Raw genomic sequence first — 22,699 nt, forward strand, 5'->3', positions numbered from 1 at the left:
GATGTTCGCGGTCGATCGCGTCGAGATGTTCCGGACGTTGGCGCGGGTGCTGGCACCGGGTGGTGTGCTCGCCGCCGCTGTGTGGGCCGGTCCGGGGTCGGTGGCGCCCATGATGTCCCTCAGTTTCCAGGTGCTCAGTAGACGGCTAGAGTTGCCGCCCGCGCCGCCGGGGGCGCCGGGGCCGTTCAGCATGGGCGACCCGGACGTGGTCACCGCCGAATTGGCCGAGGCCGGTTTCGGCGACACCGAGGTGAGCTCCTTCGAGGCTCCGTTCGTGCTCGAATCCCCCCGGCGCTACATCGAATTCAGCAAGGTCGTCATCCCGCCCGGCCTGAAGACCATGCTGCGGGAGAAGTTCGGCAGCGCCGACGATCCGGAGACCTGGGCGGCGGTGGGCGAGGCCGTCGCGCCCTACCACACGTCCGGCGGGCAGGTCGCCCTGCCGAGCAAGACCTTGCTGCTGCGGGCCGTCGCGCCGGTCGGCTGATCGTCATGCGCTTCGATACCAGGCTCGTGCACAGTGGCCAGCGCCCGTCGCCCGGCACCGGCGACGTCGTGCCGCCGATCCACGTCGCCACCACCTACGACCGCTTCGCGCAGGAACCGTTGCGGCTGTTCTACTCTCGTGGCGAGAACCCCACCAGGGAGGCCCTGGAGGAGTGTCTGGCCTCGCTGGAGGACGCGCGATGCTGCGCGGTCTTCTCCTCCGGACAGGCGGCCGCGACGACGATGCTGGCCGGCCTGTCGTCCGGACAGCGGGTGGTGTCCTCCGACGACGTGTACGGCGGTACCTACGCCTTGTTCTCGACGCTGGGTCGCTACGGGATCCGCGTCGACTACGCGGATCTGAGCGATCCGGCCGAGGCGCGGCGCGCGCTGGCGGCGGACACCGCGATGGTGTGGGTGGAGACGCCGAGCAACCCGCTGCTGAAGATCACCGACGTGGCCGAGGTCAGCCGGTTGGCCCACGCGCGGGGCGCGGTGGTGGTGGTCGACAACACCTTCGCCAGCCCGGCCCTGCAACGCCCCCTGGATCTCGGTGCGGACGTAAGCCTTTACAGCACAACCAAATTCATCGCGGGCCACGCCGACGTGCTCGGCGGCGCGCTGGTGTGCGACGACGAGGATCTGCACGCCGGCTTCGTCGACCACCGGACGGTGACCGGCGGCGTACCCGGCGGCCTGGACTGCTATCTGGTGCACCGCGGCGTGAAGACGCTGTCGTTGCGCGTCACCCGCCAGACCGCCACCGCGCGCTCGATCGCCGAGGAGTTGCGCGACCATCCCGCCGTCACCGACGTGCGCTACCCCGGCCTGCCGTCGCATCCCCAGCATCGCCTGGCCGATCGCCAGATGTCGGGCCCCGGCTCGATCGTCAGCTTCCGCTACCGCGGCGACCCCGAAAAGCTCATGGCGAGAACGCGATTGTTCGCCTGCGCGGTGAGCCTCGGCGGCGTGCGGTCGCTGATCGAGTGCCCGGCGCTGATGACGCACCGACCGATACCGCGCGCGGTCAGGCACGCGGCCGGAATCACCGATGACCTCATTCGGCTCTCGGTCGGGATCGAGGACCCGGCCGATCTCCTCGAGGATCTGACGACTGCGCTGGAAGGTGACTGATGACGAATTCCCTTGATAACCAGAGAGTCCTGCTGCTCGACGGCGGCAACGCGAGTGAGTTGCAACGCGCCGGGTTGTCGGTGCGCCCGCCGTGGTGGACGACCGGGGCCCTGCTCACGGACGCGAATCGCGGGGTGCTCCAGTCGGTGCACGAGGCGTATCTCGCCGCGGGCGCGCAGGTGATCACCGCGAACACCTTCCGCGCGAACCTGCGCGCCCTGCGGCAAACCAAGCTCGACGACCGTGGCCTCGCGTGGATGGTGCACGCGGCCGTGGGCGTGGCCGGCGCCGCGCGCAAGAACGCCCGCAGGCTCGACGCGCGGATCGCCGGCTCGATCGCCCCCGTCGAAGACTGCTATCGGCCGGATCTGGTGCCCTCCGACGAGGAACTGCGCGCCGAGCACGGCTGGATGGTGCGCGAGCTCTCGCGGGCCGGGGTGGACCTGTTCCTGATCGAGACGATGAACACCATCCGGGAGGCCAGGATCGCGCTGGAGCAGGTGCTCGCCGCGGGCGGGCGGGCCTGGGTGTCGTTCGTCTGCGCGGACGACGCGACGCTGCTGTCCGGGGAGCCGGTGACCGGCGCGGTCCACGCGGTGCAGCGCGACGGCGCCGAGGCCGTTCTCGTCAACTGCACCTCGCTGCGCGGCACGGAGGTGGCGCTGAAGGTGCTCTGCCGCGGCCGGGCGGGGTTGATCGGCGCCTATCCGAACATCGAGGACAGGACCGGCCTGGTGGCCCGCGAACACGTCGATCGCTTCGTGCCGCCGGGGTTGACTCCCGAGGAGTTCGCGGAACTGGCCGCGCGGTGGTGCGCCGACTACGGCCTGGACATCATCGGCGGATGTTGCGGCACGTCGCCGGCTCACCTCGCGGCGGCGAGTCGATTGAAGAGTGCGGCGGTGGCGTCGTGAGTTCGGTGTGCGACCGAGACATCGGCTCGATCCTCGGCGGTCCGTTGCGGGAGTAGACTCAGGACAGATCGCTATAGTTTCGAATACCAACATGGCGAAGATGTGCTGCAGGCTGTCGGGCGACGCGTGATCAACCCGTCCATGGGTGGCGCCGCAACCAGGGCGGAGTTCGGCCTGGCTGGGCGGGTTGCCACCACCTCCCCGCGTCGCAGCGTTATTTCCAGATGGTCCGGTTCGCGTGGCGGGGTTCTGCGCCGCCGCTGCCGGACCGTTAGCTCGAAAGATACTGACCGTCGGTAGGTTAGCCGCGGCTCGCGAAGGGAAACACTTAACGTAGTATCTATGTCACTAGTTAAGTTGTAGTGACCTGAGACCAGAGGTGCTCACATGGGAACGAAGCGATACGCGCAGCTGTGCGCAGTCGCGGCCGCGCTGGATTTGGTCGGCGAGCGCTGGACCCTGCTGATAATTCGCGATCTCATGACAGGTCCGAAGCGATACAACCAACTGCTCGAGGAGACGCTGGTCGGCATCGGGCCGAACCTGCTCGCGGCGCGATTGCAGATGCTCACCGAACACGGGGTGATCCAGCGCGAGGCCGTCTCCGGTGACGGCCGCGGTGTCCAGTACCGGCTGACGCCCAGCGGTGAGGCGCTGCGGCCGGTGATCATCGGCTTGGCGTCGTGGGGCCTGTCCCACATCTCCTCCTACGAACAGGACGGACTCGTCCGGGCCGAGTGGGGACGATTGGCGCTGGAGGCGATGATCACCGTCGGGCCACCGCCCGAGGTGGACGAGGCGTACGAGTTCCGCATCGGCGACGAGCTGTTCCATGTGCTGTGCGAGAACCACACCGCTCGCGTGGTCGACGGGTCTCCGCCGGAGGAACCGGCGCTCGTCGTCACCTGCGACCCGGAGACCTTCATCCGCATCGGCACCGAGCAGGTCGGCATCCTCGACGCGATGCTGTCCGGCAATCTGACGGTCAGCGGTGATTCCACCGCGCTGTCGCGCTGCCTCACCTTGCTCGACCTCGAGCTCACCTCGACGACGCAGGCGGCCGCCGTCAGCTGATCGGCCATGGTTCAGTCGGCCCTGCGGCCGGCGAGGGCGCGCATGTCGTTTCCCAGGTGGCCGGGCTCGGCGTAGGGCTCGAGCGCGCGACGCAGGCTCTCGGGGACCCGGGTCGGCTCGACCCGTGTTCCATTGCCGCGCATACACGCGACTCGTTGCCGACCGCGCGCCACCAGGTGCTCGGCCCCGGTCTGGTCGCCGACGTCGAGGAAGGCGAACTCGAACTCGATCTGCGTCTGCGTGAGGTCGACCAGGGTCATCCGGATGGTGAGGCGTTGGAACGCGGTCAGTTCGGCGAAGTACTCGCACTCGCATTTGATCGTGAAAAGCTTGAGATCCCGGTGTATCTCGTCGAGCACGTCGGGCGCGTGCTCCATCAGAAACATCTCCCGGCAGCGCCCCTGCCAGCGAAAGTAGTGCACGAAGTAGACGTTGCCGACGAGGTTGGTCTCCTCGAAGCCGACGGTGTGGGAGATTTCGTAAGAGCGCACGTCTCAACCTTTCTCGGTCACCGAGAACACGATCGGCTGCGGGGCGACCGGTGATGTCACGGTGGTGCTGAAGGACCAGACCACCTCGCTGCCGTGCCGCAGGGCCAGCCATCCGCCCGCGGCGGAACGGTCGTCCAGGGTCAATCGCGCTCTGGTGACCGTGCTTCCGAGTTTGGTCACCGCCTCGCGCGCGCTCCAGACCCGGGTCGCGGCGGTATCGAACGACTCGCCCGCGGCCTCGCCGCACAGCCGTGCTAGCGCGACACCCGAGCTGCCCAGCAGGTCGGCCCACTGCGCCGGTGTGCGCTCGCGGACCGGCTCGAGATCGCAGCCGACCGGGCAGGGGGCGACCACGGCGACGGTGAGCCCGGCGCCGTGGGCGAAGCTCGCGTGTCCGTCCGGTATCTCCGGGCGCCCGTCGGGCCGGTATCTAACGGCCGCCGCGCGGCCGAGTGCGGCGGTCAGCGCGTGCCTGCTCGCCGCACGACGATCCGAGATACGCAGGTCGGGCTCGGCGACGGGCGTCGGCCGGTCGCGCACGATCGCCAGCTGAACCGGCCAGGACAGCAAGGAATCGAGTCGCCGCTGCAGGTGTGGACCGAGCAACTCCGGCGTCCACCCGGACGACGCCGCGATCGGTGCGACGGCGGTGAGTTCGAGCGCCTCCCAGATCGCGACGACCGCGCCGCTCTCGTCGCGCACGATGACGTCGTAGATGTAGGTCGACTGTTCGTGGGACCGTTCGCGCGCGGCCAGCACGACCGTCCGGACGCCGGGCGCGACCGGAAGAGACAGCACGCGAGCCACTTTGGACGGCAGCAGCGTCGAGTCGGGCACGCAGACCTGGATGGCGTGCATGAACGCGTCGCGCGCCGCCGGGTCGTCCAGCACGAGCGACTGCGGCAGCATCGGGGAGAACCAGCGTTCGTCGCCGACGCGGATCCGGGCAACGCACTGCCGGGCGGAAAGGTGATGGTAGTCCTCCACCGAGCGAAACATGGGTCCGTGGAACATGATTCGGTCGTAGAAGTCGGTGTCGACGGCCAGGCCGAGTCCGGTGGTCGCCGTGGCGGCGGTGTGCGCGAACTCGACGAGTCGCCGCAGCGGCTCGGTCGCCGATGCCGGTACGGCGGGGGCCGCGCCGACCGCCGCCCCGTCGGTGCGCTGCCGGGCCTGCCGGCAGACGCCGCGGAAATGGTCGATCTGAAATGCGGTGGTATTCGACCGGATCGCCACCCGGACGCTGTCGCCGGATCGCAGGGCGGCGACCCGGATCGTCGTGACGCCGTCCGGTGCCGCGACGATCGGCCGGAGGAACTCGAGATCGTGCAGCTGCACCGGGTGCTGCTCGCCGAACAGCGCGGTGGCCGCCTGCGCCATCGCCTCCATTCCCATCACCGCGGGGAACAGCGCGTCGCGGGAGAATCGATGATCGGCGAGGTAGGGGTCGGTCGCCGTCGACAGGTCGGCGTCGGCGAGCAGCTCGATCCGGGGGACATGCAGGCGCGGACGCTCCAGGAAACGCAGCAGTGGCAGCTCGACCTCGTCGAATCGGAGCGTGGGCAGGCCGCCGGTCCTGCCGATCACGACCACACTGCTCGGGCACGCGGGCGTGCGGAGCAGATCGAGCATGAGCTCGACCCCCAGGTCGGTCGGGATCGGCTCGATGCCTTCGCGCACAAGGGAATCCAGCACGCCGAGCCGTTCGCCCATCCCCGTTCCGGCCCACACCGACCACTCGATGGTGACGCACCGGCAGGTCGGCAGCTCGTCGGCGAGGGTATCGATGGCGCCGCGCAGCCAGTCGTTGGCGACCGCGTAATGCCCTTCCCCGCGCAGCCCGGCCCGGCCGATGATGCTGCCGAAGCCGACGACCAGCCGGAGCTCGGCCGGCCGGAGCGACTCGAGCAGGTTGTGCAGGCCGTCGACCTTGGGGGCGATCGTGCTCGCCACCTGGTCGCCGGTCAGCGAGCCGATCGCCGCCGGGGTGTTGACGCCCGCGCCGTGCAGGACGCCGGTGACCTCGCCGAGCTCGCGACGGATCGTGGCCAGCGCGTCGGCGATCTGCTCCCGGTCGGTCACGTCGGCGGTGTAATAGTGTGCGGCGACACCGGATTCGCGCAGCCGCGCCATGTTCGCGGCGATGTCGGGATCGTCGGCGGGGCTGCGCGCGATGACCGCGAGCATGCACTCCGTCTGCCTGGCCAGCGCGACAGCGCATTCGATGGCGATGCCACGCACCCCGCCGGTCACGACGACCACATCGGTCGCGTCGACCGGCAGATCGGCGGCGGCCAGCGGCAGTTCGCGAAGTACCGGCTGGGTGCGGTTGCCCGCGCGATCGTAGTGGATTTCCCGGAAGGTGGTGGTCGCGGCGATATCGGCGCAGGCCAGTCGCGCGAAGTGCTCGGGGGCCAGGTCGTCGGTCACGTGGACGACGGTCGTGCGGACGGCGGGCGCCTCCAGGTGCACCGTCTTGGCCAGCGCGGCCGCGTCTCTGCCGTCGTCGACGACGACCAGGCGAGATCCGGTCTCGATCGCCGCTCGAGCCGCGGAAAGCATACGCTCGGCGGCGTTTTCGACTGATTCGGCGTTCGCCGGACCGAGTCTCAGGATCACCCCGTCGCCGAGGCCGGCGGTGTCGAGCCGGTGCCGCAGGGCCGCGGCGAACGGATCGTCCTGCGGTGCGAACACCCGCCACCGACCCGGCTCGTCGCCGCGGTCGGTGACCGGCGGCATCGGTGCGAGGACCAGGTCGACGGTGAACGGCCGCACCCAGATGTCCACGCCGGTCAGCTCGTCGGCCGCCTTCGCGGGCGCGTCGCTGCGGGCCGTCTGCGCGAGGTCGTCGATCGCCTCGGCGAGCTCCGCGATCGTCGCCGTGGCGACGTTGGTGGTCGGCGCCGGAATCTCGGTCCCCAGCAATTTCATTGCGTCGGAGACCAATTGGGTGATGGTGATGCTGCTCAGATGCAGGTCGTCCAGCGGACGGGTTTCAGGGGTGATGCCCTCGAGCGGGAGTTCGACGCGCTCGGCGATCAGTCGCTGCAAGGTCGGCAGGGACGAGGTCTCCTCGGCCCAGGCCGGATCGGGCGGGTCGGCCTGCTCGGCTACGCCGTGCTCGATGGCCCGCGCTCGGGGGAGGAAGGAGTCGTTCGGCGCGTTCTCACAGAAGCTTTCGATGAAGTCGAACCGCTTGTCGAGCGGGATCGTCCGGTTGAAGCGTTCGGCGGCGAAACCGTCGAGGTCCGGATGGGCGCCGAGGACATAGCAGGCGGCGAGGGTGCGCAGGATCCCGGCGACGGAGTCGCCGTCGGTCTCCATCGCGACCACCGGCACACCCGGGCAGACATCGGCGGCGAGGGCCGACAGCGTCGCGCCGGGACCGACCTCGACGAGCAGATCGCAGGTCTCCGCGAGCTGGGACAACGCGGCGGCGAACCGGACCGGCGTGTGCACCTGGCGCTCGAGCAGATCGGCGACGGCGCAGCCGGGCTCCAGCGGGCCCGCGGTGACGGTGGAGAACAGGCCGGTCCGCTTGACGTTGCCGAGTTCGATCTCGTCGAGGTAGCGGCGGAAGGCGTGGGCCGCCGGGCCGACCAGCGGTGAGTGAAAAGCGTGCGACACCAACAGGTTTCGGCCTTGCAGTCCGGCTGCGCGCGCGCTCACCAGTGCCGCGTCGACGGCGTTGGTCGGGCCCGCGATCACGGTGTGCTTCGGACCGTTGTAGCCGGCGATCACCACGGGGCTGCCGTTCAACAGGGTCGCGACCTGGTCGGCGGCCGCGAAGATCGTCGCCATGGTGCCGGGTTCGTCCACGGCGGCGGCGTGCATGGCCTTGCCGCGGAACTCCGCGATGCGCACGAGCTCGATCTCGTCGAACACGCCCGCCCAGTAGAGCGCGGTCAACTCGCCCAGGCTGTGCCCGACGCAGCCGACGACGTTCATGCCGACGGAGTCGAGCACGCGCAATCCGGCGAGGGAGGCCGTCACGATGCGCGGCTGCGCCTCCTCGGTCGCCTTGCCCTCGGCGCGAACGCCCACCTGCTGGTACAGATCGGCGACGACGGCGAAGCGGCGAGCGGGCGCGCCGCCGTCGCCGTGGCCGGGCGCGCCCTGGCCGGGAAACATCAGCCCGATGCGCGGGGCGGCGCCCATGTCCGCGCCGAGGAATTGGCCGGCGCCGGGCGCGAAGCGATGTCGTTCGCCGGCCGCGAGGGCCTCGGCCAGCTCGGTCAACCGGTCGGCGGCCTGTCGCTGGTCGGCGGCGACCACCGCCGCCTTGATCGGCAGTCGCGAGTCGACGCGCGTCAATTCGGTGGCCAGATCGCCGAGTTCGGCGAACGAACAGCGCGCCGCGAGCGCGGCGACCGCGCGTAGCCTGTCCGCCAGCTCGAGCGGTGTCGCCGCCGACAGGATGAACAGCTCCGCATCCTGGGCGCTGCGCGCCAAACGGGTACTGGCCGTGCGCGACAGCGCGCGGGCCGGCCGTCGGCTCTCCAGCACGACATGGGCGTTGATGCCGCCGAAGCCCAGCGACGAGACCCCGGCACGCCGGGGCCGCACACCGGTGGACCGATGTTCCTCGCCGGGCCATGGAATTGCCCTGTCCGGCAAGCGAAGTCGGCTCTCTCCGCCGGTGAGCGCCGGATTGGCCCGGTCGGTGCCGGTGATCGGCGGAATGGTGCCGTGGTGCACGGCGAGCGTGGTCTTGATGAGCGACGCGATGCCGGCCGCCGCCTTCGTGTGGCCGATATTGGCCTTGATCGATCCGATCGCCACCGGGGGCAGGTCCGCGTCGCGCGCGGCGACGGCCGCGTTGAACACGCCGAGCTCGGTGCGGTCGCCGACCGCGGTGCCCGCGCCGTGGCCTTCGAGATAGTCGACCGTGTCGATGCCGAAACCCGCCATGCGGTACGCGCGTTCGATGGCCCGCAGGTGGCCGTTGCGTTCGGGCCGGGTGATTCCGCCACGACCGTCCGAGGAGATGCCCCAGCCGGCGATGGTCGCGTAGATCCGCGCGCACCGCGCGATCGCGTCCTCTTGGCGCTGCAGCACGAGGATTCCGCAGCCCTCGCCCGGCCAGAAGCCGTTCGAGCGTTCGTCGTACACGCGCATCTCCGAGGTGGACAGGGCGCCGGTCTTCGCGAAGCCGACCAGTTCGAACGGGTCGATGGAGATGTCGACCCCGCCGACCACCGCGGCGTCGATGTGCCCGGCGACCAGGGCGTCGCCGGCCTGCGCGATCGATAGCAGCGACGACGAGCAGGCGCCATCGATGATGAAGCCGCCGCCGCCGAAATCGAAGTGGTTGCAGATGCGCCCGGCGATCGTGTTCGCCAGGCCGCCGGCCAGGGTGTCCTCGGTGATCGCCGGGAACGGCGCCTTGTAGTCCGCCTCGTACTCGTCGAGGAACTCGGCGATATCCGCCGCGGCCCAGCCTTTGCGGTGCAGCGCGCCGGCCAACGTGCGACGCACGTACGGCCAACGCAGCCGCATACCCGTCGCGCGCGTCATATCGCCGGTGAGCGTGTTGCCGAGGATGACGCCGGTTCGCCTGCGGTCCAAGCCTTCTCCGGCCGGGAAGCCGGCGTCGGCGAGCGCGGCCGCGGCGGTGTCCAAGGCGAGCCAGTGGGCGACATCGGTGGACCGGAAAGTGTTGGCGCCCACCCGATGCCGGGCCCGATCGAACGTCCAGCCCTCGATGACCGCCGAGTGCGTCGCGTAGTGGCGGTCGGCCGCCGCGGGGTCACTCGCGTAATAGTCGGCCGGGTTCAACCGGGCGGCGGGGATCGGCCGGAACGCGCGCCTGCGGGCGAGGACGTTGTCCCACAGTTGAGCCGGGTTCGCGGCGTCCGGAAACCGGCACGCCATGCCTACGATCGCAAGTCCAGCCATCGGTCATGCTCGCTGCGTCGTGGGTAGCGGGGCGGGGGACAGCACCGGGAGTTGCTCCGCGCTCCGGCGTTCCTCGGCCCGGTGCCGGGCGGCCTTGGCCCAGGTCGAGAGCCAGGCGTAGATCCCGCGGATCGCGCAGACGAGCGTGAGGGCGAAGAACAACGTGTACACGATGTTGACGGCCATCATCAGTCCGTACACGGTCGCGGTCGCGGCGCCGAACATGAACTGGCGCCGGGCCGGGAACGGCGTGGTGCCGGGGTCGGTGATCATGTAGTTGGTGAACAGGATGAACGCGGTGCCGGTCATGGTGCCGAGCGCGGCGACCAGGGCGACGTCGAACACCGCGTGCCGGACGATGGCCTGGATCACGAAGCCACCGAGCCAGCCGACGATCAGCGGTATCCGGCCGACGAGGGTGGCGTTGATCACCGAACCCGCCACGAGGAGCACGAGCGGGACCGCGATTCGGAACATCGTGTTGATGTTCTCGCCGAATTCGTAGGGCGGCGCGATGCTGATCCAGGTGCTGAAGAACAGCAGCGCCATCGTTATCCCGAAATTGGACGGGTTCATGAAATGGCGCATCCGGCCGCCGAACGGAGCCTGGAAAACGTATTTGCTGGTGATCGCGGCGACCACGGCGAACAGCACCGGCCAGAATTGATTGTTGGCGTAGAGCAGCATATTCACCGCGATGGCGGTGATGTGGGCCGGCAGCAGGAATTCGTACACGCCGCGGGCGCCATTACCCAGGAATCGCGGTGTGGTGTCGCGCGACCACGCGGCGATGGACTCGAAAACGAGGTCGGTCACGTAGGCCGTCGCCACCGCCAGAATGGGCCACAGCGGCGGCTGTTCGAAGCCGAGCAGGGTGTAGCCGATGATATTGAGGACGGTGAGCGAGACGGCGAAATTGCGCAGGGCGAGGTATCGCACGTCTTTTACGGGTGCGGCGGGCTGTTTATTGCTGGGCGGCGCGCCGTTGGTGGTGGACGGTGCGCCGTTGGTCGTGGGGGCGCCGTTCGTGGACGGTGTGCCATTGACGGACGGTGCGCCGTTGGTGGGTGGTGCGCCATTGGCGGACGGTGCGCCGTTGGTGGGTGGCGCGCCGTTGGTGGCGGATCGCCGGGCGCGCGGGGTTCGTTTCCAATTGAGCAGAGTCATGGCGCGGTGATCCCCTCGGTGATTTCGGTGGCCTTGTCGGTCAGCATCAGCGCGTGCGTGCCGGGCGCCAGCTGCAGTGTCTGGTGGTGTGGGACACCGGCGGTGTCGAGCCACTCGATGTCGGCGGAGACCGGGGTGCGGGCGTCGCCGAGCCCGAAGTGGACGTCGAAGCTGCGTTTGCCGCTGTGCCCGCTGCCGCCGTCGAGCTGGCTGCGCGTGGTCCGGCCGTCGGCGGTGCGCACGGTGACGGCCGCGTTGTAGGCGGGCTGCCCGACGGTCGCCTTTCCGGTGGCCGATTGCGCCGGTCGATACAGCCGCAGTTCCAGCGAATTGCCCAGGCCCGGAGACTGATTCGCGAAGAACGCGGGCGGTCCCCACTGGCGGGCGACGGCGAAATCGAGGACGCCGGTGCCGGTGGTGTCGCCGATGGCCACCCCGCGCGTCGGTATCGCCGCGTCGGTCCCGGCCTGCGCGGTGATGTCGACGTACTTGCCGTCGCCGCCCTTGGCGTACAGCGCCATCGGGTGCCCGCCCGCGATGTCGTCGCCGGGGATCACCCGCGGCCACATGCCGGGGTCGTGGAGTATGACGTCGTTGGTGGTCGCGAGCTCCTGCAGCCAGGGCCACCGGTTGCCGCCGTCGCCCTTGACGAATCCGGCGGTCTGCAGCACGTTCAGGGTCCCGGAGTTGCGCAGGTCGGCGGCCTTCATGTCCCAGCCCCAGCCGGTCCACGCCAGCCCGAGTTGCTGCGCCTGCTGCGAGAACGGCGCGTGGCCGGCGGCGAGCTCGTTCCGCATGGCGTCGGGTGCGGACGTATCGTTGCGCCAGACGAAATTGCTTTCCTGAATTCCCCACGCGGTGGTGATATTGCTGACCAGCATGTCGAATTTTCCGCGATTGTACATATCGGCGAAATCGACGCCCATGCCTTTGAAGGAGTCGTTACCGAGAACGAAGGACTTGGGGTCGGTCCAGGTTCGGTTACCGGTCGCCGTGGTGAATCGGATGGCGCCCGGCGTCGACTGGTTGTACAGCAGATGGTCGTGGCCGAAGTCGTTGCCGACATAGAGTTCGGGAAGCAGATCGCTGGTCAGATCGCCCGCGCCGATCGCCAACGTCCAGCCGGTGGAGACGCCTACCGGAATCGCGTCCTTCTGTTCGGCGTATCGCGGACGGCCGGACGGGTCGTTGCCGATCCACCGGAATACTCGCTCGCCCGCGGCGTTTTTCGCATTCGACATCGAGTCGTTCATGACGACATCTGGATGACCGTTCGGATCGAGGACGCCGGAATTCGGGAAATAGTTTCCGAAGACGATGTCGGGATGTCCGTCACCGTCGAAGTCGGCGATCGAGACGGCGTTGGTGTTCCAGCGCTCGCCGTGGTACTGATCTCCGTTGTCGCCGGAGGGGATCACCTCGACCGGGGTGTAGGCCGGCGCCGGACCGGCTGCCTCGCCGCGGTGCAGGAACATGATCGGTGTTCGTCCCCAGTAGTAGACGAGCAGGTCCATTCCGCCGTCACCGTTGAAATCGCCTGGGGCACAACCCATCGGCGCCATCGTCGGATCCATGGTGATCGGGTCCGGCCGGAGCGCGAACGGCGTGAAGCGGTCCGCCTGCGGCGCGGTCGGGGTGTAGGTCACGATCACCGAGTCGGTCCGGGTGTCGACCAGGCACATGCCGTCGGAGCGCCCGTGTCCGACCAGATCGTTGATCGCGATCGAGGCGCCGACCGAGGAGATCCAGGAGCGGATGTTCTGATAGTCCGGGTTCACCTCGCGCACGGTTTTCGTCGGCACCTGGTCGTATCCGGGGGGCATGGCTATCGCCATGGACTCGAGCTTGTAGTCCCGCGCCACGTCGGCCGGATCATCGGTGGCGACCTGGGCCTGCGCCACCAGAAAGGCGGATGCCAGCAACGCCACCGCGCCGATCGTCGGCGCGAGGGCTTTCATTCGGGCTTTCATGATTCTGCCTTTGCGGTAGTTTCCGTGTCCGATGAAATGGGCGGGTCGTGGGGTTGCGCGGTCAGGCACCGTCGCCGGATGCGTTCGCGCCAGACCTCGAAGCCGGCGCGGCCGTCGATCGTCGCCTCCGCGGGCCGGGTCTCTATCGCGAGCGAGGACGCGTCCTCGACCCGCTGACCAGTGAGAATCGCTAATGCCGTCGCGGTGCCGGGTTGCACGACGCGGGCGCGGGACCGTGCCTCGGCGGCGAATGTCGCGCCCTGGCCGATGTGCTCGCGGTAGGCCGCGGACTGGTCGCGCAGCGCGGCGAGCTCGCTCTCGGTGGCGCCGCCGGCGTAGGTCGCCGCCAGGCCGAGTCCGGCGAACAGGTCCGCGCGCCGGTCCGGCGCGAAGCCGTTGATCATCGTGCACGCGGCCGCGGGATCGGCGCCGGAGACGAACCACAGCGCGCGCCCGATGCCCTGATCGATCGCGTGGGGCACGTAATCCGGGTGCCGCGTCGTCACGATCGGCGGGGCGGAATCGACATACTGCTGTTTTACGTAGCGATCGGTATGGAAATAGGCCTGGTGAAATCCGTAGCCGTCCAACGCAAGCCACAACAGCACCGGATCGGTGGTGCCGGTCAGCGCCGCACGGTGCAGCGGCCGCGGCAGTCTGGCCAATGCCCAGCCGACGCCGACATAGATCATGTAGAGGTGTTCACCGGCCGCCGTGATGAAGTCGGCCACGTGATGGTTGTGGCCGATCGGCAGCCCGTCGCGGATCGCCAGCGCCATCGCGGCGCCTTCGAACGCGAAACCTCTTCGGTTGCTTTCTATTTCGGACAACACCGCGGCCGCCTCCGCCGCCGTGCCGCGCTCGGCGGCGACACCGAATCCCTCGAGGAACGTCGCGCCTGCCGTCTCGAGGCATGCCGCGGCGTGTGGATTGCGAGCGGGAAAGCCGCGAACCTTCAGCGATGCCTGCCGCGCGTTCGGTGTGAAGATCTTTCGGCGCAGCACTCCCAATGCGGAGACCATCTGAAGCCCTCCTTCACGGAACCTGCACTCTAGGTTGCCATCTGAGCGCGTCTGGGGCTTCTTCCTCGTTGCTCAATCTACGAAATAGAAGTATTCTACCGTCCAGTTGCATCAATCAATCGCGGTGGCGAAGTGAGTCACCGTCGGGCACTCCCTTCGCGTGTCTCGCTGCATCGGGGCTATGGGGCTTGCGTCGGGGCTCCGGGGCTACGGGGGAAGGGGGTACCGAGGAGAGTTGCAACCTCCCCTGCGGAATCGACGGCTTCACTTAAGCGTTCATCCCGCAGCCGAAGGGCCCCTGACATTTTCGTAATGGCGTGCGGCCTTGGCAGCGACATCTGAATGGTTCCACCTCGGTGCCAGAGGCGGCCGGTCAGTTCCACATCAGCGGCAGCGGCGCGTATCGTTGCTCGAGCACAGTCGCTATTTCGCAGCTAATTCACGGTCGAACGACTGCGAAGGGTACTTCTGCTGCCACCGGCTCAGGCATCCTGGATTGTTGTGAGTTTGGAGAGTTCGTGTCCGATCATATCGCTGACAGCATCAAGTACATGTGGGAAAACTGTGGGCAGCAGGTTACTCTCGATGACCTCGCCGACGTCGCACAATGCAGCAAGTTCTACTTCGTCAGGCGGTTCCGCGCCGAAACCAGCTGGTCCCCGGTCCGGTTTCTCGCCGCGATCCGCCTGGCGCGCAGCAAGAAGTTATTGGCATCCACCTCGATGAAGGTCTCCGACATATCCTATACCGTCGGATATCTCAGTTATGGGACATTCACGTCGCAGTTCACCAAAGCCGTCGGATTGAGTCCGTCGCAGTATCGCCGCTACGTCCGTGGCGAGCAGGTTCCGTTGCGCTGGTCCGAGCAGCACGCGGACTGTGGCAGAGAATCCAGCACGCCGTTACTGCGCGGCAAATTACTTGATCCGGGCGCGGCTCCGATGTGCCGCAGATATATGAGCATCTTCTCGGCGGCAAACCCGCTGACATCGGCCGTCGCATTACTCGTCGTTCCCAACCAGGGGACGTTCAGTATGGGCTGCTTACCCCCCGGCAAATGGATCGCCCGGGCGATCTCGGTATCGAGCGTTCGCGACGAGATCAATCGCCGGATCACCCGCGACGTCCGCACGGGAATCTGCGAGTTCCGATTACGTGAAAACGATCGACTAGAAATAGGCATCACATTGAGTGAATTGACGATCCGGACTCCACCTTTCCTGCTGGCCTTGCCGCAGCCTTGAATACCGGACCGTCGTGGAATGATATCAGCACTATCGCGGGGCGCGTGGCCGTTCGGCCATGATGGGACCAATCCGTGTGCACACCGCGCAGGCTCTGCACGACGAGACCGGCTCGAACCACCCACTGCATGAGACGCTTTCGACGTCGATCGGCGTCGCTGGGTGAATGCCCTTATGGGACAACGTAAACAGACCGCTTGTGCGGTGAGGTAAGCCTACGCCTGCCGGGATAATGCAATCTGCTCCCAAATTGCCTGGGAGACAGCGCAAACCGTGAACACGGGCGGTGAGCCGGGAGTATCGTTACTACGACCTGGACGCGGGCGTCGAATGATCGCGAGCAGCAGCGCCCCGTGGACTTTGACCCCTAACTCGTTGCGTACGAACATCATTCGCGTCCGAAACCCGTATTCCATGGGCATGTCATGACCGGCGCCGAGCAGTCGTCCGCCCGCGCGGACGGCGTCGCCGCCGACACCGAGGCCGAGCCGCGGACTCGTCGTGCGCATCGCCCACCGTCCAGGAGCGGTCAGAACGGAGATATCTGTGTGTAGCCAACGACATCCCGGTGCATCGATCGAGAAGCTCGACGGTGGATCTCGCCGAGCGCCGATCCGTCGGCGCACCCGCGCCTTCTGGATCGGGCTCGCCGCGACGAGTCTCGGTACCGCGCTGCACTTCCCGATGTACTGGGAGTCCAGGCACATGGGCTATCACATGGCCGACATGCCCATGGACACCGCGATGACCGTGGGCATGGCGTTGATCGTCGTCGGCCTCGTCGTCACCGCCTACGGCCTGGTTCCCGTTGGCGCACACCGGGAAGAGGTCGCCGACCTGCGGGTCCGGGCGCTCGACGACGCGCCGATCAACCGGGTGCACGTGCTCCTGCTGCTGGTGGTGGCCGCGGCCATCACGATCGACGTCATGAAGCCGACCACGCTGGCGTTCGTCGTGCCCGGCGTCGCCAAGGAGTACGACCTGCGCACCGCCGCGAATCCGGGCGGCGGACTCCCGGCCGCGCTGCTGCCGCTGGCCGGCATCACCGGCACGGTGCTCGGCTCGTTCCTCTGGGGCTGGCTCGGTGATCGAATCGGCCGTAAGGCGGCGATTCTGCTGGCAGGAGTCTTTTTCGTGGCCACCTCGATCTGCGGGGCGATGCCGAGTTTCGAGCTGAACCTGGTGATGTGCCTGATCATGGGGATGAGCGCGGGCGGCATGCTGCCGATCGCGTTCACGCTGCTCGCCGAGACGATACCGGCCCGCCACCGCGGCTGGATGATGGTGTTGATCGGCGGCGATATCGCGGGCGCCTACGCCATCACCAGCTGGCTGTCCGCCACCATCGGCGACACCTACGGGTGGCGGGTGATGTGGCTGATCGGCTTCCCGACCGGATTGCTGACCATTCTGCTCACCCGATGGATACCGGAGTCGCCGCGCTTCCTGCTCGCGCTCGGCCGCCGGCGAGAGGCCGAGCAGGTGCTGCGCGTCTACAACGCGTCCATCACCCCGGTCGAAAAATCCGAGCTCGCAGTGGAATCCGGCTTCACGGGCGGCTACCGCCGACTCATCCAGGCGCCGTTCGGCGGCATCACCGCCGTGCTCGTACTGGTCGGTCTCGGCGTCGGGCTGGTCGTCTACGGCTTCCAGCTCTGGCTGCCGAGCAACCTGCGCCAGCTCGGGTTCAGCGGCGTCTCGGCGGATCAGATCCTGCGCGACTCGGCGCTGATCGGCTTCCCGCTCAATTTCCTTGTCGCCTACTGTTATCACCGCTCGTCCAAGTGGACGATGGTGGTGCTCAGCGCGCTGCTCGCGATCTCGCTGTTCGGTTTCGTCGCCGTCGGTGACGGCGTCGCGGACAACAAGGTACTGCTGTACGCGCTGCTCATTCCGCCGATCTGGGGCGCCAGCTCGGTGGTCGCGGTTCTCGTCGCCTACGGCGCCGAGGCCTATCCCACTCGAATACGTTCCCGCGGCACGGGTTTGGCGGCCGGCATGAGCAAGGCCGGCGGCATCATCGTGATCGCGCTGGTGGTGCTCGCGGTCGCGACGCCCTCGATCTCGATGACCGCGCTGATCAGTGCCGTGCCCATGACGATCGCGGCCGCCGCGGGCATCGCGTTTCTGGTGGAGACGCGGCGTCGCTCGCTGGAGGAGATCACGGCCGAGGAGCTGCGGGGCGTGGCCTGAGGCTGACGGGTTCGGCGGCTTCACGGGCTGCCGCCGGGTAGTCGACTGTGAAAATACTGTCCGTGTATTGCGAGAGCTGTTGCTGTGCAATGATATTCGTCAATCGTAATGGCATGGCGCGCAGCGATCGGCGAGAACGACTTTATCGCATCGCGAACGTGGTCGAGGTCGGCGCGCGCCCGGCGCAGCGGGATGGCGCGCCGCCTTCGCGATTCGATTGATGCCGGAAGTTGTTGCGACCGTGGATGTTACAGCTATATCGCTACTGGCGTAGCGGCACCGTAGTAATCTCTGGAACTGGCTGCCGCAGTTTCCATAGCGGTCGCTCGGAGGGTCATGCCGAACAATAGTCGGCCCGTTCCTTCTGGTCATCGTGCTCCGCATCGCGTCGTTCTCCAGACAGCAGAAGTCCAATCCGTCGGTCTCACAAGGTATATGGCCGACAGAGTAGAGAAGGGGAGATCGCTCATGTCATTACCGACCGAACCAATTGGAAGTATTCCACGACCGGCACAGTTGTTGAATGGTATGCAGGAGCACGCGGCCGGCGGGATTACCGACGACGCGCTGGCCGAGCTCTATGATTCCGCGGTGCGGGACACCATCGCGCAATTGGAGGCGCTCGGCTCGCCGGTCGTCACGGACGGCGAACAGAGCAAACCCAGCTTTGCGACGTATCCGTTGCACGGGTTGTCGAACCTGGGCCCCGATGGCGCGGTGATCCCGTTCGCGGACGGCCACACCCGGCAGCTGCCGCGGCTCACCGCCGGACCATTCCGCTACGGCACCTTCAGCTCGACCTATCTCCAGACCGCCCGGAAATACGCGACCGCGCCGGTTAAACAGGCCGTCATCGCGCCCTCCGCGGTGAGCCTGCTGTACCCCGCCGACGGCATCGACGGGTACCCGAGAGAACAGTTTCTCGCCGATCTGGTCGATAACGCCGAAGCCGACATTCGCGGCGCACTCGACGGCGGCGCCCACTCGGTCCAACTCGACTTCACCGAGGGGCGGCTGTCGCTCAAGCTCGACCCCTCCGGTGGCCTGCTCGACCAGTTCATCGCATTGAACAACCGTGTGCTCGAACGCTTTACATCCGACGAGCGGCAACGCATCGGTGTGCACACCTGCCCGGGCGGGGATCAGGATTCGACCCACAGCCTCGACGTCGACTACGTAGAGCTGCTGCCGAAACTGTTCGGGCTCCGGGCCGGCCAGTTCTACGTGCAACTGGCCAGCGAGCCGGATCCCGATCGGGTGCTGAGGGTCATCGCCGACCGCCTGCCGGGGGAGGCGAGGATCTTCGTCGGGGTGATCGATCCGATCGATCCGGTGGCCGAGACGCCCGAGCAGGTCCGAGACCGGGTGCTCACTGCCGCCCGGTACTTGCCGGCCGATCGGCTGGGAACATGCGACGACTGCGGGTTCTCGCCGTTCGGCGACGACGTCTCCACGTCCCGCGAGACGGCGTTCGCGAAGATTCGCGCACGCCTCGAGGGCACCGCGGCGGCGTCCACGGAACTCGGCGTCGGCTGACCGCCGCCTCGGCGGGGGGACTTGACGGCTGGGTGTGTTCGGCGAGCGCGCCCGGCCGTTTCCCACACGAGTGGCCCGGACGCTCTTCTGCCTGCGGCGGTCCGCGGCGCGCCGATCGACTACCCTGGGCGCTGCACTGGAGATTGTCGGATGTGAGGAAGATTTATGGGAAGCGTTGTCCTCGACGTTGTCGCGTTGCTCGCCAATCGTGCGGCGATGTTCTGGAATTGGATGGCCACCGGGTCCTCCGGGTTCCCGCCGCTGTGACGCAGCGATGAACGGTTAGTGTGCGAACGCCCTGGTCCTCGACCGGGGCGTTCGCATATTCCGGCGTGCCGGGCGAGTTCGCCGGCCGGGTTGGCGGATTCCGCTGCCCCGGACCGTGACTCGCCCGTATGTTGATCTCCGTGAGCAGCACCGCGACCGCGCGCCGCACGCCGAGTTGGTTCGTTCTCTGGATGGGGCTACTGACCGCCCTGATCCTGCTGTGCTGTCTGGCGCTGTTCTGGCAGCTCGCCGCCGAGGGCACCTTTCCGCTCGAGGTGGTGCTGTGGCTGGCGATCGGTGTGCTCGGCGCGGTCGCGCTGCTGTTCGGCCTGGTCGGACTGCTCCGCTACCGCGCGTTCTTCTACAGCCTGATCAGCCCCGTCATCATTGGTGTCTTCGTTGTCCTGGTTTGGCAGAACGTCCCCGAGACCACGGGCTGGAAACTCTCCCGCGACATCCTGCAAACCCAAGCCGCCGACTGCGCCAACCCCGGCCACCGCACCCGCCTCGGCGTCTACACCATTACCTTCATCACCCGCCGCGACGGCGGCTGCCTCTTCTACACTCAAGGGACAGAAACGAATTCGTCGCGGGGATTCGCGTACTTCCCCAATGCCGCCCCGCCGTACATAGGCACGCCCACCTCCGGCATAGGCTACGAACCGTTCCACGGAAATTGGTACCGCTTCACCGAAGAGTCCTGAACCGGCCCGCCGGTGGATCCAGTCGTCGAACTCTTCTCCGTTCGAGTACGCCGTGAGCGACCGTACGAACCGGTGGCCGCCCCTTTCGGGAACGCGGCGTTCCGAACACGGCCGCCAGCGCGGGAGTCAATCGCCTTCCGCGCCTTATCAATTGGGGGAGTGCGTTGCGCACCGAAGAGGGCATACGCAGGACGCTACTGCCGCTCGGCGATAAGTAATACGCATCTGCTGCGGGTTTGCGCGAAAAATTCGGATGCATGCGCCATTACGGTGGTTATTTTGGAACCTGAGCCTTGTCGCATTCGAGCCATATGGGTGCGGCTCTACCGAATGCGCTGGTCAGGGTAGTGGCGCGGCCCCGCGCTGGGTGAGCAGGAGGCCCATGAGTCCGACCTCCTGACCCTGCGCGTGGATCATCGAGCGGGCGGTCTCCTTCACCGGACCGGACGCGAGGAGCTGGTCGGCGGCCTGCGCCATGGCGATTCCACCCTGATGGTGGCGAAACATGAGCTGTAGGAACAGGATTTCGGCGTCGCGGCCGCGAGCCGCGGCGAGCGCGTCGAGTTCGGCCATCGTCGCCATGCCGGGCATCTCGGTGCCGGTCGCCCGCTGGTCCACCTGGGCGACCGGCGCCGAATGCTCATGCGGCGGCGTGTCGGCGTGCATCCAGGCCATCGGATGCGCGGGCACCGGGGAGGCGTTGGCCAGCCGCAACCAGCCGAGCATGGTGCCGATCTCGAGCCGCTGGGTGTCGTCGAGCTGGTCGGCCAGGCGCACGACGCCGGGGTCGACGCCGCGATCGAGGCGCTGCACCATGATGAGCGCCTGCTGATGGTGCGCGGTCATGTCCTGCACGAAGCCGAGCTCGACCGCGTTGAGAATCGGTGTGGCCGTGTGCGTCTCCGGCAGCACCAGCGGGCGCAGCGCCGCGCCGAGCACCAGCATGGCGAAGGCGAGGGAGGCGAGCGCCGCGCCGCGGATCCAGCGTGGCACGGCTAGGACCCGACGATCGATTCTTGGTCCGCCGGCGGCGAATACACGTCGTTGTCGAGTCGCAGCACCATGAATCCGTTGTCGGAGCAGGTGACATAGAGCTGCGAGTCGCGCCACTCCGGCGGGGAGAAGCACCAGTCGGTGGAGACGTCGCCGAAGGCCAGCCTGCCGGTGCGCGGAGTCAGCGCGTCCGAAGGATTGAACTGCCCCTCCAGCACCGCGCGGACCGCGGGCGGAGCGCTCATCAGCGGCACGCCGATGATGGACGCGAGCGCGTGCGGCGAGTTCCACAGGCTCAGGTTCTGGCCTGTGCGCGCGGGCGGGTTGTAGTAGGCGATCTCGTGGATACGGCGCGGATCGCGGATGTCGAAAACCCGTATGCCGGAGGAGATCCAGCCGCACGCGAGCGCCGTCGGGTTGTCCCTGCGGTCGGCCGTGCAGTAGTGGGACTCGTAGGCGAAGGCCGAACCGCCCATGGACGAACCGAGATTGCTGTCGATGTTCTGCGGAAGGTTGATCTCCAGCTTGATCTTCGCGGCGACCTTCGGGTTGGTGTCGTCGGCGATGTCGATGAGTTTCACACCGCCGGAACCACCTTCGTCGACGGTGTAGAGGTAGGGCTTGCCGTCATAGGTCACCGGGATGCTGTGCTGGGTGGCCCAGCCGTCGGTCCAGAAGACCCGGCCGATGTGCAGTACTTGTGGATTCGGGTCGCGTCGCTGCACGGCGCTGATGTCGAGCACGGTGAAGCCGCCGAGCGCGGACAGATACATCCGGTTGCCGTCGGCGCTGATACCGAAGCCGTGCGCCTCGATGCCGGTGAGGCCTTGCCAGACGACGTGCGGGTTGGCCGGATCGGTGAGGTCGACGGCGCTGACGAAGCCGGGCGCGATACCGGAGGCCCAGTAGGTGTTGCCGTCGGGGGAGAAGCCGCCCTCGTGCGTCGTGATCGGCAGCGGCATCAGCATATTCGTGCCGGGGCCCGGGTTGAGCAGGCGCGGATGCGCGCAGTCGGAGATGTCGTAGACCGAGAGGTAGCCGACGCCGGTGCCGACCGGAACGCCGGTGCCCACCAGCAACTTCCGCGCGGTGTTGACCTTCAGGCTCTCCCAGGTGCCCGCGAGCATGGCGGGCTCGGTGAGGGTGGCCGTCGGGCGCGGGTTCGCGGGGTCGGAGACGTCGAGCACCTGGACGCCCCGGCCCTCGCTGATCATGTCGCCGGGGAAGAAGGAGCCCAGGTAGGAGCAGTGCTCGAAGCTGGTCGAGGTGATGCCGGCGCCGCGGCCCGCGAAGCCGCCGACGAACGACATATTGCAGCGATACCCCTGCGTGCTGCGCCCACTGTCTCGGTCGGCGGCGGTGACGTCGCCCTGCATGCCGTTCTCCGGCATCGAGCCCGGTCCGCAGTCGGCCCTGGGGACCGAGGCGCGGCCGACGTCGAGGAATTCCTGGACGGCGTTCTGGATGTCGGACTGCAGGTCGGCCGAGGCGCTGCCCGGCAGCGACAGGACGGCGACCAGGCCGACCGTGACCAGGGCCAGCGGTTTGGCACGGCGCAAGCTCGTCAGTGAGCGCATCGTCGGTTCCCCAACCTTCATCATGGTGA

General features: G+C 67.7%; 14 protein-coding genes and 1 pseudogene. 8 read left to right on the plus strand and 7 right to left on the minus strand.

The genetic code is table 11. The annotated features are described in order from the left end of the window. The 4 genes and pseudogenes from ON39_RS15390 to ON39_RS15405 all read left to right on the plus strand — a co-directional run. Nucleotides 1-487: pseudogene (locus ON39_RS15390) on the plus strand (class I SAM-dependent methyltransferase); the annotation flags it as partial. Between the two features lie 5 nt (nt 488-492). Further along, complete coding sequence (locus ON39_RS15395; RefSeq protein WP_040734745.1) at nt 493-1,620, plus strand: trans-sulfuration enzyme family protein; 1,128 nt, start codon at nt 493-495, stop codon at nt 1,618-1,620. After that, entirely contained in the window at nt 1,620-2,534 is a 915-nt protein-coding gene (locus ON39_RS15400; RefSeq protein ID WP_040734746.1) for a homocysteine S-methyltransferase family protein, read from the plus strand. The genes ON39_RS15395 and ON39_RS15400 overlap by 1 nt, the downstream gene beginning before the upstream one ends. Nucleotides 2,535-2,921: 387 nt before the next feature. Next, nucleotides 2,922-3,608, plus strand: a complete 687-nt coding sequence (locus ON39_RS15405) for a winged helix-turn-helix transcriptional regulator (protein ID WP_040734747.1) — start codon at nt 2,922-2,924, stop codon at nt 3,606-3,608. 11 nt (nt 3,609-3,619) lie between these two features. Here the strand turns inward: ON39_RS15405 and ON39_RS15410 are convergent, their stop codons facing one another. The 5 genes from ON39_RS15410 to ON39_RS15430 are packed head-to-tail and all read right to left on the minus strand — an operon-like array spanning nt 3,620 to nt 14,156. After that, nucleotides 3,620-4,099, minus strand: a complete 480-nt coding sequence (locus ON39_RS15410) for an acyl-CoA thioesterase (RefSeq protein ID WP_040734748.1) — start codon at nt 4,097-4,099, stop codon at nt 3,620-3,622. Nucleotides 4,100-4,102: 3 nt separating this feature from the next. Beyond that, nucleotides 4,103-9,997, minus strand: coding sequence for a type I polyketide synthase (locus ON39_RS15415; protein WP_085998191.1), 5,895 nt, complete (start codon nt 9,995-9,997; stop codon nt 4,103-4,105). 3 nt (nt 9,998-10,000) lie between these two features. Then, nucleotides 10,001-11,164, minus strand: coding sequence for an enediyne biosynthesis protein (locus ON39_RS15420; RefSeq protein ID WP_211336215.1), 1,164 nt, complete (start codon nt 11,162-11,164; stop codon nt 10,001-10,003). Beyond that, on the minus strand, nt 11,161-13,134 hold the full coding sequence (locus ON39_RS15425; protein WP_246002598.1) for a CRTAC1 family protein: 1,974 nt from the start codon (nt 13,132-13,134) through the stop codon (nt 11,161-11,163). The genes ON39_RS15420 and ON39_RS15425 overlap by 4 nt, the downstream gene beginning before the upstream one ends. Next, on the minus strand, nt 13,131-14,156 hold the full coding sequence (locus ON39_RS15430; protein ID WP_083894469.1) for a DUF1702 family protein: 1,026 nt from the start codon (nt 14,154-14,156) through the stop codon (nt 13,131-13,133). Before ON39_RS15430 ends, ON39_RS15425 begins: the two co-directional genes overlap by 4 nt. Nucleotides 14,157-14,674: 518 nt before the next feature. Here ON39_RS15430 and ON39_RS45915 point away from each other — a divergent pair. The 4 genes from ON39_RS45915 (at nt 14,675) to ON39_RS15450 (ending at nt 20,100) form a co-directional block, all read left to right on the plus strand. Next, nucleotides 14,675-15,400 carry a helix-turn-helix domain-containing protein gene (locus ON39_RS45915; RefSeq protein ID WP_051186656.1) on the plus strand — a complete coding sequence of 242 codons (726 nt, stop codon included), beginning with the start codon at nt 14,675-14,677 and terminating at the stop codon, nt 15,398-15,400. 546 nt (nt 15,401-15,946) lie between these two features. Next, entirely contained in the window at nt 15,947-17,593 is a 1,647-nt protein-coding gene (locus ON39_RS15440; protein WP_051186657.1) for an MFS transporter, read from the plus strand. 468 nt (nt 17,594-18,061) lie between these two features. Next, nucleotides 18,062-19,129 (plus strand): cobalamin-independent methionine synthase II family protein, encoded by a 1,068-nt coding sequence (locus ON39_RS15445; RefSeq protein WP_040734750.1) that lies wholly within the window; start codon nt 18,062-18,064, stop codon nt 19,127-19,129. 407 nt (nt 19,130-19,536) lie between these two features. Beyond that, nucleotides 19,537-20,100, plus strand: a complete 564-nt coding sequence (locus ON39_RS15450; protein ID WP_146250976.1) for a hypothetical protein — start codon at nt 19,537-19,539, stop codon at nt 20,098-20,100. Nucleotides 20,101-20,439: 339 nt separating this feature from the next. Here the strand turns inward: ON39_RS15450 and ON39_RS15455 are convergent, their stop codons facing one another. Further along, nucleotides 20,440-21,093 (minus strand): DUF305 domain-containing protein, encoded by a 654-nt coding sequence (locus ON39_RS15455; RefSeq protein ID WP_040734751.1) that lies wholly within the window; start codon nt 21,091-21,093, stop codon nt 20,440-20,442. 2 nt (nt 21,094-21,095) lie between these two features. Further along, on the minus strand, nt 21,096-22,670 hold the full coding sequence (locus ON39_RS15460; RefSeq protein ID WP_040734752.1) for an LVIVD repeat-containing protein: 1,575 nt from the start codon (nt 22,668-22,670) through the stop codon (nt 21,096-21,098). Nucleotides 22,671-22,699 lie beyond the last annotated feature (29 nt).

The sequence above is a fragment of the Nocardia tenerifensis NBRC 101015 genome (assembly GCF_000308715.1).
Lineage (GTDB): Bacteria > Actinomycetota > Actinomycetes > Mycobacteriales > Mycobacteriaceae > Nocardia > Nocardia tenerifensis.